Origin of the sequence: Dyadobacter sp. SG02 (assembly GCF_900109045.1) — a bacterium.
In the GTDB taxonomy this organism is placed as follows: domain Bacteria; phylum Bacteroidota; class Bacteroidia; order Cytophagales; family Spirosomataceae; genus Dyadobacter.
In genome coordinates, this window is the sequence record NZ_FNYL01000008.1 from 37,423 (window position 1) to 51,017 (window position 13,595).

At 45.5% G+C, this 13,595-nt stretch carries 27 protein-coding genes; all 27 read left to right on the forward strand.

Annotated elements, in window-relative coordinates; translation table 11 throughout:
- The first annotated feature begins 121 nt into the window (after positions 1–121).
- The 27 genes from rplC to rpsD all read left to right on the forward strand — a co-directional run bounded on the left by rplC (position 122) and on the right by rpsD (position 13,492).
- Complete coding sequence (gene rplC / locus BMW93_RS19275) at positions 122–742, forward strand: 50S ribosomal protein L3 (RefSeq protein ID WP_090380004.1); 621 nt, start codon at positions 122–124, stop codon at positions 740–742.
- A 4-nt stretch (positions 743–746) separates the two neighbouring features.
- Complete coding sequence (gene rplD, locus BMW93_RS19280) at positions 747–1,376, forward strand: 50S ribosomal protein L4 (protein ID WP_090380007.1); 630 nt, start codon at positions 747–749, stop codon at positions 1,374–1,376.
- A 2-nt stretch (positions 1,377–1,378) separates the two neighbouring features.
- Positions 1,379–1,666, forward strand: coding sequence for a 50S ribosomal protein L23 (rplW, locus tag BMW93_RS19285; RefSeq protein WP_015813790.1), 288 nt, complete (start codon positions 1,379–1,381; stop codon positions 1,664–1,666).
- Between the two features lie 37 nt (positions 1,667–1,703).
- Positions 1,704–2,531, forward strand: coding sequence for a 50S ribosomal protein L2 (rplB, locus tag BMW93_RS19290; RefSeq protein WP_019941737.1), 828 nt, complete (start codon positions 1,704–1,706; stop codon positions 2,529–2,531).
- Positions 2,532–2,538: 7 nt separating this feature from the next.
- Positions 2,539–2,817: a 30S ribosomal protein S19 gene (gene rpsS, locus BMW93_RS19295; RefSeq protein WP_015813792.1), complete on the forward strand. Its 279-nt coding sequence runs from the start codon at positions 2,539–2,541 to the stop codon at positions 2,815–2,817.
- Positions 2,818–2,867: 50 nt separating this feature from the next.
- The gene (rplV, locus tag BMW93_RS19300) at positions 2,868–3,242 is read left to right on the forward strand and encodes a 50S ribosomal protein L22 (RefSeq protein WP_090380009.1); all 375 of its coding nucleotides are present in this window, start codon (positions 2,868–2,870) and stop codon (positions 3,240–3,242) included.
- Positions 3,243–3,261: 19 nt separating this feature from the next.
- Positions 3,262–4,089, forward strand: a complete 828-nt coding sequence (rpsC, locus tag BMW93_RS19305) for a 30S ribosomal protein S3 (protein ID WP_090380012.1) — start codon at positions 3,262–3,264, stop codon at positions 4,087–4,089.
- 44 nt (positions 4,090–4,133) lie between these two features.
- Complete coding sequence (gene rplP, locus BMW93_RS19310) at positions 4,134–4,562, forward strand: 50S ribosomal protein L16 (protein ID WP_090380014.1); 429 nt, start codon at positions 4,134–4,136, stop codon at positions 4,560–4,562.
- Between the two features lie 38 nt (positions 4,563–4,600).
- A complete protein-coding gene (gene rpmC / locus BMW93_RS19315; protein WP_019941741.1) occupies positions 4,601–4,795 on the forward strand; it encodes a 50S ribosomal protein L29 in 195 nt (64 codons plus the stop codon).
- Positions 4,796–4,809: 14 nt separating this feature from the next.
- Positions 4,810–5,073: a 30S ribosomal protein S17 gene (gene rpsQ, locus BMW93_RS19320; protein ID WP_090380017.1), complete on the forward strand. Its 264-nt coding sequence runs from the start codon at positions 4,810–4,812 to the stop codon at positions 5,071–5,073.
- Positions 5,074–5,075: 2 nt separating this feature from the next.
- On the forward strand, positions 5,076–5,444 hold the full coding sequence (gene rplN, locus BMW93_RS19325) for a 50S ribosomal protein L14 (protein WP_015813798.1): 369 nt from the start codon (positions 5,076–5,078) through the stop codon (positions 5,442–5,444).
- Positions 5,445–5,491: 47 nt separating this feature from the next.
- Positions 5,492–5,833, forward strand: a complete 342-nt coding sequence (rplX, locus tag BMW93_RS19330; RefSeq protein WP_090380020.1) for a 50S ribosomal protein L24 — start codon at positions 5,492–5,494, stop codon at positions 5,831–5,833.
- A gap of 74 nt (positions 5,834–5,907) precedes the next feature.
- Complete coding sequence (gene rplE / locus BMW93_RS19335; RefSeq protein ID WP_090380023.1) at positions 5,908–6,462, forward strand: 50S ribosomal protein L5; 555 nt, start codon at positions 5,908–5,910, stop codon at positions 6,460–6,462.
- A 29-nt stretch (positions 6,463–6,491) separates the two neighbouring features.
- Entirely contained in the window at positions 6,492–6,761 is a 270-nt protein-coding gene (gene rpsN / locus BMW93_RS19340) for a 30S ribosomal protein S14 (protein WP_015813801.1), read from the forward strand.
- Positions 6,762–6,838: 77 nt separating this feature from the next.
- Complete coding sequence (rpsH, locus tag BMW93_RS19345; protein WP_026350532.1) at positions 6,839–7,237, forward strand: 30S ribosomal protein S8; 399 nt, start codon at positions 6,839–6,841, stop codon at positions 7,235–7,237.
- A gap of 21 nt (positions 7,238–7,258) precedes the next feature.
- Complete coding sequence (gene rplF, locus BMW93_RS19350) at positions 7,259–7,816, forward strand: 50S ribosomal protein L6 (protein WP_090380026.1); 558 nt, start codon at positions 7,259–7,261, stop codon at positions 7,814–7,816.
- Positions 7,817–7,863: 47 nt separating this feature from the next.
- Positions 7,864–8,217, forward strand: coding sequence for a 50S ribosomal protein L18 (gene rplR / locus BMW93_RS19355; protein ID WP_090380029.1), 354 nt, complete (start codon positions 7,864–7,866; stop codon positions 8,215–8,217).
- Between the two features lie 14 nt (positions 8,218–8,231).
- On the forward strand, positions 8,232–8,747 hold the full coding sequence (gene rpsE, locus BMW93_RS19360) for a 30S ribosomal protein S5 (protein WP_015813805.1): 516 nt from the start codon (positions 8,232–8,234) through the stop codon (positions 8,745–8,747).
- 33 nt (positions 8,748–8,780) lie between these two features.
- The gene (gene rpmD, locus BMW93_RS19365; protein ID WP_015813806.1) at positions 8,781–8,960 is read left to right on the forward strand and encodes a 50S ribosomal protein L30; all 180 of its coding nucleotides are present in this window, start codon (positions 8,781–8,783) and stop codon (positions 8,958–8,960) included.
- 12 nt (positions 8,961–8,972) lie between these two features.
- A complete protein-coding gene (gene rplO / locus BMW93_RS19370; protein WP_090380032.1) occupies positions 8,973–9,419 on the forward strand; it encodes a 50S ribosomal protein L15 in 447 nt (148 codons plus the stop codon).
- 60 nt (positions 9,420–9,479) lie between these two features.
- A complete protein-coding gene (secY, locus tag BMW93_RS19375; RefSeq protein WP_090380035.1) occupies positions 9,480–10,793 on the forward strand; it encodes a preprotein translocase subunit SecY in 1,314 nt (437 codons plus the stop codon).
- Position 10,794: 1 nt separating this feature from the next.
- Positions 10,795–11,592, forward strand: a complete 798-nt coding sequence (map, locus tag BMW93_RS19380; protein ID WP_090380037.1) for a type I methionyl aminopeptidase — start codon at positions 10,795–10,797, stop codon at positions 11,590–11,592.
- 12 nt (positions 11,593–11,604) lie between these two features.
- On the forward strand, positions 11,605–11,823 hold the full coding sequence (gene infA, locus BMW93_RS19385; protein ID WP_015813810.1) for a translation initiation factor IF-1: 219 nt from the start codon (positions 11,605–11,607) through the stop codon (positions 11,821–11,823).
- Positions 11,824–11,862: 39 nt separating this feature from the next.
- Positions 11,863–11,979 carry a type B 50S ribosomal protein L36 gene (gene ykgO, locus BMW93_RS19390; RefSeq protein WP_015813811.1) on the forward strand — a complete coding sequence of 39 codons (117 nt, stop codon included), beginning with the start codon at positions 11,863–11,865 and terminating at the stop codon, positions 11,977–11,979.
- Between the two features lie 5 nt (positions 11,980–11,984).
- Entirely contained in the window at positions 11,985–12,362 is a 378-nt protein-coding gene (rpsM, locus tag BMW93_RS19395; protein ID WP_090152054.1) for a 30S ribosomal protein S13, read from the forward strand.
- 42 nt (positions 12,363–12,404) lie between these two features.
- Positions 12,405–12,800: a 30S ribosomal protein S11 gene (rpsK, locus tag BMW93_RS19400; RefSeq protein WP_015813813.1), complete on the forward strand. Its 396-nt coding sequence runs from the start codon at positions 12,405–12,407 to the stop codon at positions 12,798–12,800.
- Between the two features lie 86 nt (positions 12,801–12,886).
- A complete protein-coding gene (rpsD, locus tag BMW93_RS19405) occupies positions 12,887–13,492 on the forward strand; it encodes a 30S ribosomal protein S4 (RefSeq protein WP_090380039.1) in 606 nt (201 codons plus the stop codon).
- Positions 13,493–13,595 lie beyond the last annotated feature (103 nt).

Sequence of the window (13,595 nt, forward strand, 5' to 3'; positions counted from 1 at the left end):
TTTTGCTGATTATCAGCGAGAAATATTTTAGGGCTGTTAGGATATAAAATTCGTTTTTTCTACCTTTGCAGTCCGTTTTAAAGAATAAGGGGTTTTTACCTGCTAAATTTAAATTTCAAACATGTCTGGTTTAATTGGTAAAAAAATCGGAATGACTAGTTTGTACAATGCTGACGGGCAGGCTCTGGCATGTACTGTGATCCAAGCTGGTCCTTGTGTTGTTACACAAGTTAGGTCCGAAGAAAAGGATGGCTATAAAGCTATCCAGTTAGGTTTTGGTGAGAAGAAAGAAAAGAACACCTCCCAGCCTCTGATTGGCCACTTCAAGAAAGCCAACACGACTCCCAAGCAAAAATTGGTTGAGTTCAAGGAATTCGAAGTGGAACATGAACTTGGAACTTCACTGTCCGTTCAGGACATCTTTGAAGAAGGCGAGTTTGTTGACGTTGTAGGATCTGCCAAAGGTCGTGGTTTCCAAGGTGTTGTAAAACGCCACGGATTCGCCGGGGTAGGTGGTCAGACGCACGGTCAGCACAACAGAGCCCGTCACCCAGGTTCGATTGGTGCTTGTTCATTCCCATCACGCGTATTCAAAGGCATTCGTATGGGTGGACGCATGGGTAACAATCGTGTAAAGATTCAGAATTTGCGTATTCTGAAAGTGATACCTGAGCAGAACATTCTCGTTGTGAGTGGCTCAGTACCGGGTTCAAAGAATTCATTTCTAATCATTGAGAAGTAGTACGATGGAACTGTCCGTATTAAATATAAAAGGAGAAGATACCGGCAAGAAGGTAACTGTGTCAGAGGAAGTATTCGGCATTGAACCAAGCACGCACGCTATCTATCTCGATGTGAAGCTTTACCTGGCTAACCAACGTCAGGGAACGCACAAATCAAAAGAGCGTGCAGAGGTAAATCACTCTACTCGTAAAATCAAACGCCAAAAGGGAACAGGCGGAGCTCGTGCAGGTAGCATTAAATCTCCGGTGTTCGTAGGTGGTGGCCGCATTTTCGGTCCACGTCCACGCGACTATGGTTTCAAAGTAAACAAGAAAGTAAAAGCCCTGGCTCGCCGTTCGGCACTTTCTGTTAAGGCGCAAGCTAACGCCGTTTCGGTTTTGGAAGCATTCACTTTCGATGCTCCTAAAACGAAATCTTTCCTGAATGTATTGAATTCACTTTCTCTTGTGAATACAAAGACATTATTGATCCTCCCAGAGATCGACAACAATGTATACCTGTCTAGCCGTAACATTCCGAAAGCGAAGGTTACAACTGTGGATTCGGTTAATACATACGACCTGATGAATGCAGACCGTCTTCTGATAAGTGAATCTGCTCTTTCTATTTTGGAAACCCAATTGAACAAATAACAATGAGTGTACTGAAACGTCCGATTATAACCGAAAAGGTAACGGCTCAGGGTGGTCAAGGTAAATACGCTTTCGAAGTCTCCCTTACTGCAAACAAGGTAGAGATCAAGAAGGCTGTTGAGAAACTGTTCGGGGTTACCGTAGAAAGTGTTCATACCATGCGCAGCATTGGTAAAAGCAAATCCCGCACATCGGGAGGTAAGTTTGTCACTGGAAAAACGTCAACTATCAAAAAGGCGATCATTACAGTAGCCGAAGGCGAAGCCATCGATATCTACGGTGAAGCCTAGTTGAACGATTTCAAATCATTAGACGAGTTAATAGCAAATGGCAGTTAAAAAATTAAAACCTACAAGTGCTGGTCAGCGTTTCCGCTCGGCTCCTACGTTCGAGGAGATCACCGCGTCGAAGCCTGAGAAGAGTCTTCTGGAACCCATCAAGAGAACAGGTGGTCGTAACAGCCAGGGACATCGTACCATGCGATATATTGGTGGCGGTCACAAGAAAAAATACCGCGTTATCGACTTCAAAAGAAATCGTTTCGACGCTCCCGCTACTGTCCTTACGATCGAATACGATCCAAACCGCTCAGCGCGTATCGCCCTGATCCAGTTTGAGGACGAAGAAAAACGTTACATCATCGCACCAAACGGTCTGAAAGTTGGACAAGTTATCGTGTCCGGAAATTCAGTAGCTCCTGAAGTTGGGAATGCCCTTCCTTTGGGATCAATGCCTGTCGGTACGATCGTACACAATATCGAATTGACTCCTGGTAAAGGTGGTCAGTTTGCAAGAAGCGCCGGTGCTTACGCGCAGCTGGTAGCGAGAGAAGGCGGTAAATACGCAGTATTGAAAATGCCATCAGGCGAAATGCGTATGGTACTTGCTACTTGTATCGCAACGGTTGGAGTTGTTTCCAATGCTAGCCACATGAACGTTTCGCTTGGAAAAGCGGGTCGCAGAAGATGGTTGGGACGTCGTCCACGCGTACGTGGTGTTGCTATGAACCCTGTTGATCACCCGATGGGTGGTGGTGAAGGCCGTTCGTCAGGAGGTCAGCCTCGTTCTAGAAATGGTCAGTTCGCGAAGGGTCTTAAGACACGTAACCGCAACAAGCATTCTGAGAAATTGATTATCAGCCGTCGTAAAAAATAAGTAGAACATGGCACGCTCATTAAAAAAAGGACCATATATCGACTTTCGTCTCGAAGCCAAAGTTGAAACGATGAATAACTCGTCGCGTAAATCTGTCATCAAGACCTGGTCGCGGCGCTCAATGATTTCGCCTGATTTTATCGGGCACACATTCGCAGTACATAACGGAAACAAGTTTATCCCTGTTTATGTAACTGAAAACATGGTAGGACACAAACTGGGCGAGTTCTCTCCAACCCGTAACTTCCGTGGCCACACCGCTAAAAAAGATAAAGGAAGAAAATAATTTGTCGACGTAGCTGGTCCTAACGGACGAGCCGATATCTGAAAAGAAACATGGAAGCAAGAGCTATATTAAAAGATGTGCCTACCTCTCCTCGTAAGATGAGATTGGTGGCCGACATGATTCGCGGACAGAAGGTCAGCAAAGCGTTGGCACTTTTGAAATTCCAACCGAGAGCTTCATCGCCGGTTTTGCACAAAGTTCTTCTTTCTGCAGTTGCCAACTGGCAGCAACAGAATGAGGGATCAAAACTGGAAGACGCTGACCTGATCGTTAAAACCGTTTTCATCGACGGTGGACGCATGTTGAAGCGTTTGCGCCCTGCACCTCAGGGAAGAGCGCACAGAATCCGTAAGCGTTCCAACCACATCACAATCGTGGTAGACGACGCATCGGTGTCAGTAAATGAAGCAGTAATCGAATCATAAGTAAAACGATCTATTTCGAATGGGACAAAAGGTTAATCCGATAGGTCTGAGACTAGGAATTGTTAGAGGATGGGAATCTAGCTGGTACGGAGGAAAAGACTTCTCTGACAAACTGGTTGAAGACGAAAAAATCCGTAACTACATCAAAGCACGTATCCCGAAAGGATCGATTTCAAAAGTAGTTATTGAACGTACATTGAAACGCATCACATTGACGATCCACACTGCCCGTCCGGGTATCGTGATCGGAAAAGGTGGTAGCGAAGTTGATAAAATCAAAGAAGAGCTTAAAAAGATTACAGGCAAAGATGTTCAGATCAACATCTACGAAATCAAACGTCCTGAAATCGATGCGAAACTGGTAGGCGAGGCTATCGCTCAGCAATTGCAGGCTCGTATTTCTTACCGCCGTGCGATGAAGCAATCAATCGCTTCTGCAATGCGCGTAGGAACACAAGGAATCAAAATCCGTTTGGCAGGTCGTCTGGGTGGAGCTGAAATGGCCCGTACAGAAGAATACAAAGAAGGACGTATTCCTTTGCATACATTGAGAGCGGACATCGATTACGCTATCTCCGAAGCACAAACTATCTACGGTAAGATCGGTATCAAAGTATGGATCTTCAAAGGTGAATTGTACGGAAAGCGTGACCTGACTCCAAGTGCAGCAACTGCGGCATCAGACAGAGCTGAAAGAAGTGCACAAGGTGGTGAGCGTGGTAACGACCGTGGCGGACGTGGCGACAGAAGAGGCGGAGGCCGTGACAGAAATGACGGAGCCCCACGTGGCGAAGGAGGAGGCGGTGATGCAGATCGTCGCAAACGCAACAAGAACAAGAAGAAGTAATCAGATACTTTCCGGTATCAAACCGGTTCAAATAGATTAGAATCATGTTACAGCCGAAAAGGACAAAATTTCGCAAACAACAAAAGAACAAAGGTTCGCACAACGGTCTCGCGACCCGCGGACATGAGATCGCTTTTGGATCGTTTGCAATAAAGGCGCTGGAACCAGGTTGGTTGACTGCTCGTCAGATCGAAGCAGCCCGTATCTCGGTAACACGTGCAATGAAACGCGAAGGTCAGGTTTGGATCCGGGTATTCCCTGACAAACCGATCACCAAGAAACCTGCAGAGGTTCGTATGGGTAAAGGTAAAGGTGCACCTGAATATTGGGTAGCTCCTGTTAAGCCTGGAACTATCATTTTCGAAGCGACTGGTGTTGCGCTGGATACCGCAAACGAAGCATTGCGTTTGGCTGCACAAAAGTTGCCAATTAAGACAAAGTTCGTCGTACGCCGGGATTATCAAGAATCATAGTAGTCCGAACGTATCAAGAACACTAATTATTAAAAGCAATGGCTAGTAAAGAAATAAAGAATCTGTCGCAGGATCAGCTGAAAGAGCAGATCGCCCAAGAGAGAGAGCGCTTACTCCGGTTGAAATTTGCGCATGCTATTTCTCCAATTGAGAATCCTCTGCGTATTCGCGCCTCACGTAAGGAAATTGCAAGACTCTTAACCGAGCTGTCGGCTAAATCTAACCAACAGTAAACAGTTTAGAAATTATGGAGGCAACAGAAAGAAATTTACGTAAAGAGAGAATTGGTAAGGTAGTGAGCAACAAAATGGAGAAATCCTGTGTGATCACTGTCGTGCGTAAAGTGAAGCACGCGAAGTATGGTAAGTTTATGACTAAAACTACCAAACTGATGGTTCACGACGAAACAAACCAGGTTGGTATCGGCGATACTATCCGTGTAATGGAAACTCGTCCGCTTAGCAAAAACAAGCGTTGGAGATTAGTAGAAATCCTTGAAAGAGCGAAGTAATCATGGTACAACAAGAATCAAGACTGTCAGTAGCCGATAACAGTGGCGCGAAAGAAGTACTCGTAATCCGGGTATTGGGCGGAACTGGAAAGCGTTACGCTTCGGTGGGCGATAAGATCGTCGTGACAGTGAAATCCGCTCTGTCTTCGAGCAACATGAAAAAAGGAACGGTTTCCAAAGCCGTGGTTGTACGTACTAAAAAAGAGGTACGTCGCAAGGATGGAACTTACATCCGGTTTGAAGATAATGCGGCAGTTTTATTGAACAACAACGATGAGCCACGTGGTTCACGTATTTTCGGACCGGTTGCCCGGGAGTTGCGCGAGAAGCAATTCATGAAGATCGTATCACTGGCACCAGAAGTGTTGTAAGAAATCAAAACATCAGTATTTCTTTAAACTGTTAAGAGAATACCTCAATGGAAAGTACAAATAAAAAAGCACCGGCAAAATTGCACGTTCGCAAAGGTGATACCGTGAAAGTGATTTCAGGTAACGCAAAAGGCGAAACAGGCGTGATCACCAAGGTGCTTGTAGAAAAACAAAGAGCTACTGTGGAAGGTGTAAACCTGATCACAAAGCACGTTAAGCCAAACGCGCAGAACCCACAGGGTAGCATCGAAAAACGCGAAGGCGCAATTCACATCAGCAACCTGATGGTTGTGGATCCTAAAACAGGAGAAGCTTCAAGAACCGGCCGTAAAGCGAACGACAAAGGAAAACTGCAACGCTTTTCGAAGAAATCCGGAAACTTATTGTAATCCGGATTTGCCGAAAGCAGTTGATTTTTATAACCAAGCGCGTGGGTCGGCAATCCACATAATCACTTTCAAACATGGCGACGCCTAGATTAAAAGAGAAATACGTTAGCGAAATCGTTTCGCAATTGAAGGGGAAATTCCAGTACAAGTCAAGCATGCAGGTTCCCCGCCTGACAAAGATTGTTATCAACAAAGGTATTGGAGCTGCGGTGGCAGACAAGAAACTTGTTGACACCGGTGTGGAAGAGTTGAGCCTGATCACAGGACAGAAAGCAATAGCTACTATCTCCAAAAAGGCTGTTTCTAACTTTAAGTTGCGTGAAAACATGCCTATCGGAGCGAAAGTAACGCTCCGTGGTGACAAGATGTACGAATTCCTTGACCGCTTGACCAGCATTGCGATGCCACGTGTGCGTGACTTCAAAGGTATCAGCGACAAAGGATTCGATGGACGTGGAAATTATACGTTCGGTGTGAAAGAGCAGATCATTTTCCCTGAAATCAGCATCGAAAAAGTGGCAAAAATCACGGGTATGGATATCACATTCGTGACCTCTACCAACTCTGACGAAGAGAGCTACGAATTGCTGAAAGCATTGGGAATGCCTTTCACCAACGCGAACAAATAAGATAATATTACAAAGATTATTTACCGACAATGGCAAAAGAATCAGTAAAAGCACGGGAGAGAAAAAGACAAGCGCTAGTAGAGCGTTACGCTGAAAAACGTAGCAAGTTGAAAGCTGCCGGTGACTGGGTTGGTCTTGACAAGTTACCACGTAACTCTTCTCCTGTACGCCTGCACAACCGGTGCAAAATCACCGGAAGACCTCGCGGATATATGCGTAAATTCGGAATTTCCCGGGTACTCTTCCGCGATATGGCGTCAGATGGAAAAATTCCAGGAGTTACAAAATCAAGTTGGTAAGAATACTTTCAATTCTGATTTCAATTACTTAACTTTGCACTCCCGTTCAAAAGGGGGTGTTTAAACTTGGCATAAACATGTTAACGGATCCCATAGCAGACTATCTGACGAGACTCAGAAACGCTATCAAAGCGAAGCACCGGGTTGTTGAGATACCTGCATCCAACATAAAAAAAGAGATTACAAAGGTACTTTTTGACAAGGGGTACATTCAAAGCTATAAATTCGACGAGGTTGGTCCTCAGGGAGTTATCAAGATAGCTTTGAAATACAATCCTGTGACAAAGCAATCTGCAATTGTGAAATTGGAGAGGGTTAGTAAGCCTGGACTACGTAAATATTCAGGTTCATCAACACTGCCACGTGTATTGGGCGGCTTAGGAACAGTGATCATCTCTACATCGAAAGGTGTAATGACAGATAAAGAAGCTAAGACACTGAATGTGGGTGGTGAAGTGTTATGTTTCGTGTATTAATATTTAAAAGTTATTCAGGAAATGTCACGAATAGGAAATAAAGTTATCACTTTGCCCGCGGGAGTATCCGTATCGGTTGCAGAAGATAACGTAGTATCTGTAAAAGGGCCGAAAGGCACACTTACACAGGCTGTTGACAGTGATATCACTGTTGAAGTAGAGGGAGCCGAACTTAAAGTTACGCGCCCTACTGAGCAGAAGCGTCACAAAGCGCTGCACGGCCTTTATCGTTCACTGATCAACAACATGGTGATCGGTGTAGATGCAGGTTACAAGCGTGAGCTTGAAATTATCGGGGTAGGTTACAAGGCGAGCGCGGTGAACAATGTTCTCGAACTTCAATTGGGTTACTCTCACAACATTTTCATGGCGATTCCGGAAGAGATCAAAGTGGCTACTACCTCAGAAAAAGGTCAGAACCCCAAGGTTATCCTGGAAGGTATCGACAAAGAACTGATTGGTGCAGTAGCAGCGAAAATCAAATCCCTTCGCAAAGTTGAACCTTACAAAGGAAAAGGTATCCGTTTTGTTGGTGAAGTGGTCCGTCGTAAGGCAGGTAAGTCTGCTTCTAAGAAATAGTGCGTAGCCACCGGTCAATGTTATAAACAAGTAAGATAAGATTAAAGATGGCTAACGTAAAAGCAGATAGAAGACAACGCCTGAAACTTCACATCCGTAAGCGGGTGAAGGGAAGCGCGGAGCGCCCTAGACTTTCGGTCTTCCGTTCCAACACAAGCATATATGCTCAGATTATCGATGATATCAAAGGGATTACCCTTGCAAGTGCATCGTCGGTAGAACTGGGGGGCAGAAAAGAAAACTCCAATGTTGAAGTAGCTGCCCAGGTAGGTAAAAAAATCGCTGAGAAAGCGCAGGAAGCAGGTATCCAGGCAGTGGTTTTCGACCGTAACGGATATTTGTACCACGGTAAGGTAAAAGCATTGGCCGACGGAGCTCGTGAGGGTGGCCTGAAATTCTAAGTATAACAAAGACTATGTCTACAAATACAAGACCTTCAAAGGTTAACGAATCAGACCTGAAAGAGCGCGTTGTAGCGATCAACCGGGTAGCAAAAGTAGTAAAAGGTGGTCGTCGTTTCTCCTTCTCTGCCATCGTGGTAGTAGGGGACGGAAACGGAGTTGTAGGTTACGGATTGGGTAAAGCCAATGAAGTAACTGACGCGATCGCCAAAGGAATTGACGATGCTAAGAAAAACCTGATCCAAATTCCTATGCTTAAACATACCGTTCCTCACGAAATGGAAGGTAAGTTCAGCGGCGGTTTCGTTCTGATCAAGCCGGCTGCTCCTGGTACAGGGGTACTGGCAGGTGGCCCGATGCGCGCGGTGCTGGAAAGCGCAGGTATCAAAGACGTACTTGCAAAATCCAAAGGTTCTTCGAACCCGCACAACGTAATCAAGGCTACAATTGACGCTCTTTTGAAAATGAGAGCTCCGCATCAGGTTGCTTTCCAACGCAGCGTTAAATTGGAAAAAGTATTCAACGGATAATCCTTCGGGATTATCCTCAATCTGAGAGTAATCATGTCAAAAGTACGTATTACACAAGTTAAGAGCACAATTGACCGCCCTGAGAAACAGAAACTGACGATCAAAGCGTTGGGTCTTGGTAAACTGAACCGGTCTGTTGAGAAAGAAAACAGCGATGCCATTGCAGGAATGATCCGCAAGGTAAGCCACTTGGTTAAAGTTGAAGAAATTTAATATACGAATAGTATGAATTTAAGTTCATTAAAACCGGCTGCTGGTTCCGTTAAGGTTGGAAAGCGGGTTGGACGTGGTCAGGGTTCCGGTAAAGGAGGCACTGCTGCACGTGGACACAAAGGAGCGCAGTCGCGTTCAGGTTACAGCCGTAAGCTGGGCTTCGAAGGTGGTCAGATGCCTCTTCAAAGACGTTTGCCTAAATTCGGTTTCAATAACATCAACCGCGTTGAATACAAAGCGTTGAACCTGGATGCTATCCAGGCATTGGTTGAGAAAACCGGAGCTGCGGTAATAACGTTGGATCTGATTCGTGAAAATGGTCTCAGCGCGAAGAACGACCTGGTTAAGATCCTTAACCGTGGTGAAATCACTTCTTCGGTTGAAGTTCAGGCTCATGGGTTCTCTGCTTCGGCTATCGAGTCGATCGAGAAGGCAGGTGGTAAAGCAGTTAAATTGTAATTTAGCTGCGATACCCGACAGAATTTGTTTACTTTGAACAGAGCGTTGTAAGCCCAGAAGATGAAACGATTTTTAGAGACTATAAAACACATATTTGCGATTGAGGAGTTGAGAACACGTATTCTCAACACTCTTTTGTTTATAACGATCTTCCGGTTGGGGTCTTACGTTGCTTTGCCAGGTGTTGAACCTGATCAAATGAATGTATCCTCCGCAGGGTTGTTGGGTTTGCTCGATACTTTCTTAGGTGGCGCTTTCAGTAAAGCGTCCATTTTTGCATTGGGTATCATGCCTTACATTTCCGCTTCCATTGCGATCCAGCTGTTGACTATGGCATTGCCATATTTCCAGAAGATGCAGAAGGAAGGGGAATCAGGCCGTAAAAAGCTGAACCAAATTACCCGGGTTCTGACTATCGTTGTTACACTTGTTCAAGGTACTGCTTATTTGAATACTACTGTACCTGACGAGGCTCTTCTGGTTTCCAGAAGCATGTTCACCATTTCGTCGGTATTCGTATTGACGGCAGGTACAATGTTCTGTATGTGGCTCGGCGAAAGAATCACGGACAAAGGTATCGGTAATGGTATTTCGATGCTGATCATGATCGGTATCGTCTCGCGTTTCCCCGGTGCGATCTACAAAGAGTTCGTATCGAGAGGTAGCGGCGGTATCTTGGTATTCGTATTGGAAATCGTTGCCCTCTACTTTGTAATCATGGGTGCGGTAATGTTGACCCAGGCCGTTCGTCGTATTCCTATCCAATATGCTAAGCAGGTGGTGGGTAATCGCGTTATGGGTGGGCAGCGCCAGTATCTTCCATTGAAATTGAATGCGGCAGGTGTAATGCCTATCATTTTCGCTCAGGCTTTGATGTTCATCCCTTCATTGGGTGCGTCTTATTTTGCTGAGAAAAGTGATTTCGCCAGCAACGTAGCAACGATTTTCGCTAACTACACGACCTGGCAATACAACCTCCTGTTCGCTGTATTGATTATTGTATTTACGTTCTTCTATACCGCTATTTCGGTAAACCCTCAGCAGATTGCTGATGATATGAAGCGTGGAGGCGGGTTTATCCCGGGTGTTAAACCAGGTCAGCAGACGTCTGAATATATCAGCTCCGTTCTGGACCGTATCACTTTCCCAGGTGCATTGATGCTGGCAGTAGTAGCTACTTTACCTGCATTCGCGAGCCTGCTTGGGATCTCGACAGACTTTGCTCATTTCTTCGGAGGAACATCATTGCTGATCATGGTAGGTGTGGTTCTTGATACCTTGCAACAGGTTGAAAGCTACTTGCTGATGCGTCGCTATGAGGGTTTGATGAAGTCGGGACGTGTAAAAGGACGCACCGAGAGCGTAGCAATCTGAAATGATTTATCTTAAAACAGAAGAGGAAATCAACCTGATAAAGGTTAGTGCTCAAGTGCTCGGCAAGGCGCACGCGGAAGTAGCCACCTGGGTAAAACCGGGTGTTACAACTGGAAAGTTAGACGCAGTTGCCGAGGAGTATATCAGAGATAACGGTGGGATTCCTTCATTCAAGGGGTTCAACAAATTTCCAGCCTCTCTTTGTATATCGGTCAATGAAGTTGTAGTCCACGGGATCCCCGGGGGCTACGTGCTAAAAGAGGGTGACATCGTTTCGATCGATTGCGGTGTTAAACTGAATGGATACCACAGCGACAGCGCCTACACTTATCCGGTAGGAGAAGTGTCCAAGGAGGTGATGAACCTTCTGACCGCAACCAAGAAATCCCTGTATAAGGGAATCGAGCAAGCGGTGGATGGCCTTCGCATCGGTGATATCGGTCACGCGGTTCAGAGTTATGTTGAGGACCGTGGCTATACAGTGGTGAGAGAGTTGGTAGGACATGGAGTAGGCAGGGATCTGCACGAGGCTCCTGAAGTACCAAACTACGGGAAGCGAGGCAAAGGAATACGATTGAGAGAAGGTATGGTTTTGGCCATCGAGCCGATGATCAACCTGGGGGCGAAAGCAGTAGTGCAGGAGCGCGACGGCTGGACGATCCGGACCAACGACAGAAAGTATTCCGCGCATTTCGAACACACCGTGGTAGTGAGAAAGGGGAAGGCAGAAATTCTGACAACATTCGATTACATTGAAAAAGTGACGGCCAACACCAGCCTAATGGTTGAAGTACAGTAACAAACGCTACGAATGGCAAAACAAGCATCAATCGAACAAGACGGAGTAATTCTCGAAGCATTGTCAAACGCAATGTTTCGTGTTGTATTAGAGAACAAGCATGAAGTGATAGCGCATATCTCTGGTAAAATGAGAATGCACTATATCAAAATATTGCCGGGTGACAGAGTAAAGCTGGAAATGTCTCCTTACGACCTATCGAAAGCCCGGATTACATATCGGTACAAGTAAGGGGATCGATTACCTTAAATTAACACTTAGTTTAATCAGATGAAAGTCAAAGCATCAGTAAAGAAACGCAGCGAGGACTGCAAGGTTATCCGCCGGAAGGGTAAAGTATACGTTATTAACAAGAAGAACCCACGGTATAAACAAAGACAAGGATAATAATTATGGCACGTATTGCAGGAGTAGACATTCCAGATCGCAAAAGAGGCGAAATCTCATTGACTTATATTTTCGGGATCGGCCGTAGCTCGGCTAAGAAAATCCTCGAAAAGGCAGGTGTTGATTTGAACAAAAAAGTGATCGACTGGACCGACGAAGAGTCTGGTGCGATCCGTGGGGTTATTGCTGGGGAATTTAAAGTAGAAGGCGCTCTTAAGTCTGAAGTTCAGTTGAGCATTAAGCGTCTTATGGATATCGCTTGTTATCGTGGTCTCCGTCACCGTAAAGGATTGCCTTTGCGTGGTCAGAGAACGAAAAACAACTCACGTACTCGTAAGGGTAAACGCAAAACTATCGCGAACAAGAAAAAGGCTACTAAATAATCAAGTGAGCGGTGGAGCGATCCACAACTTATTCCAAGAGCAATGGCACAGAATAAAAGAAAAGATAAAGCAAAAAAGAGAGTGGTTGTTGTCGAGCCTGTTGGTCAGGTTCACATCAAGGCTTCTTTCAATAATATCATCATCTCAATTACCAACAGCAACGGACAAGTTATTTCTTGGGGTTCTGCAGGTAAAATGGGATTCCGTGGTTCTAAGAAGAACACTCCATATGCAGCACAAACTGCTGCACAGAGCGCTGCACAAGTTGCGTTCGACCTCGGAATGCGTAAAGCTGAGGTTTTCGTAAAAGGACCGGGATCAGGCCGTGAGTCTGCGATCCGTACCATTCAGAATGCAGGTATCGAAGTGACCACTATCCGTGACATCACTCCGCTTCCGCACAACGGATGCCGTCCTCCAAAACGTCGTAGAGTATAGTAGTTAGTACCGCAAGGTACCCATTCGTAATTTGGACACTGGGGTTACAGAATGGTTTTTATCAATTAAGTAAACAAATAGTTTTAATGGCACGTTATACAGGTCCCAAAACCAAAATCGCAAGACGTTACGGAGAGCCCATCATGGGTCCAAGCAAGGCGCTTGCAAAGAAAAATTACCCTGCCGGAATGCACGGAAAGGGTCGTCGGTCAAAGAAGTCGGAGTACGCTCTGCAATTGGCTGAGAAACAAAAAGTAAAATTCATCTACGGTATTCTTGAAAGACAATTCCGTAGCTTGTTCGAGAAAGCTGCCGTTAAAGCGGGTCTTACAGGTGAAAACCTTTTGAGATACTGCGAAGCACGTCTTGACAATACAGTTTACCGTTTGGGTATTGCTCCAACTCGCCGTGCTGCTCGTCAGCTGGTGTCGCACAAGCACATCCTCGTTGATGGTGAGATCGTAAACATCCCTTCTTACTCATTGCGTCCAGGACAGATTGTTACAGTTCGCGAGAAATCAAAATCTCTCGAAGCAGTAACTGACAGCCTTGCAGGACACAGCGCAAAAGGTTTCAACTGGCTGGAATGGGACGCTCAGCAATTGTCTGGCAAGTTCATTACATTCCCCGACCGCGAGTCAATTCCAGAAAACATCAACGAACAGCTGATCGTTGAGTTGTATTCTAAATAATAATCTTCATATTACATGCACTCCCCGAAATTTCGGGGTAGTGCTTTTTTTGCTGGCAACAGCGCAATTTTGCGATCGCAAAGGTAAGGTAGCGTGATCAACT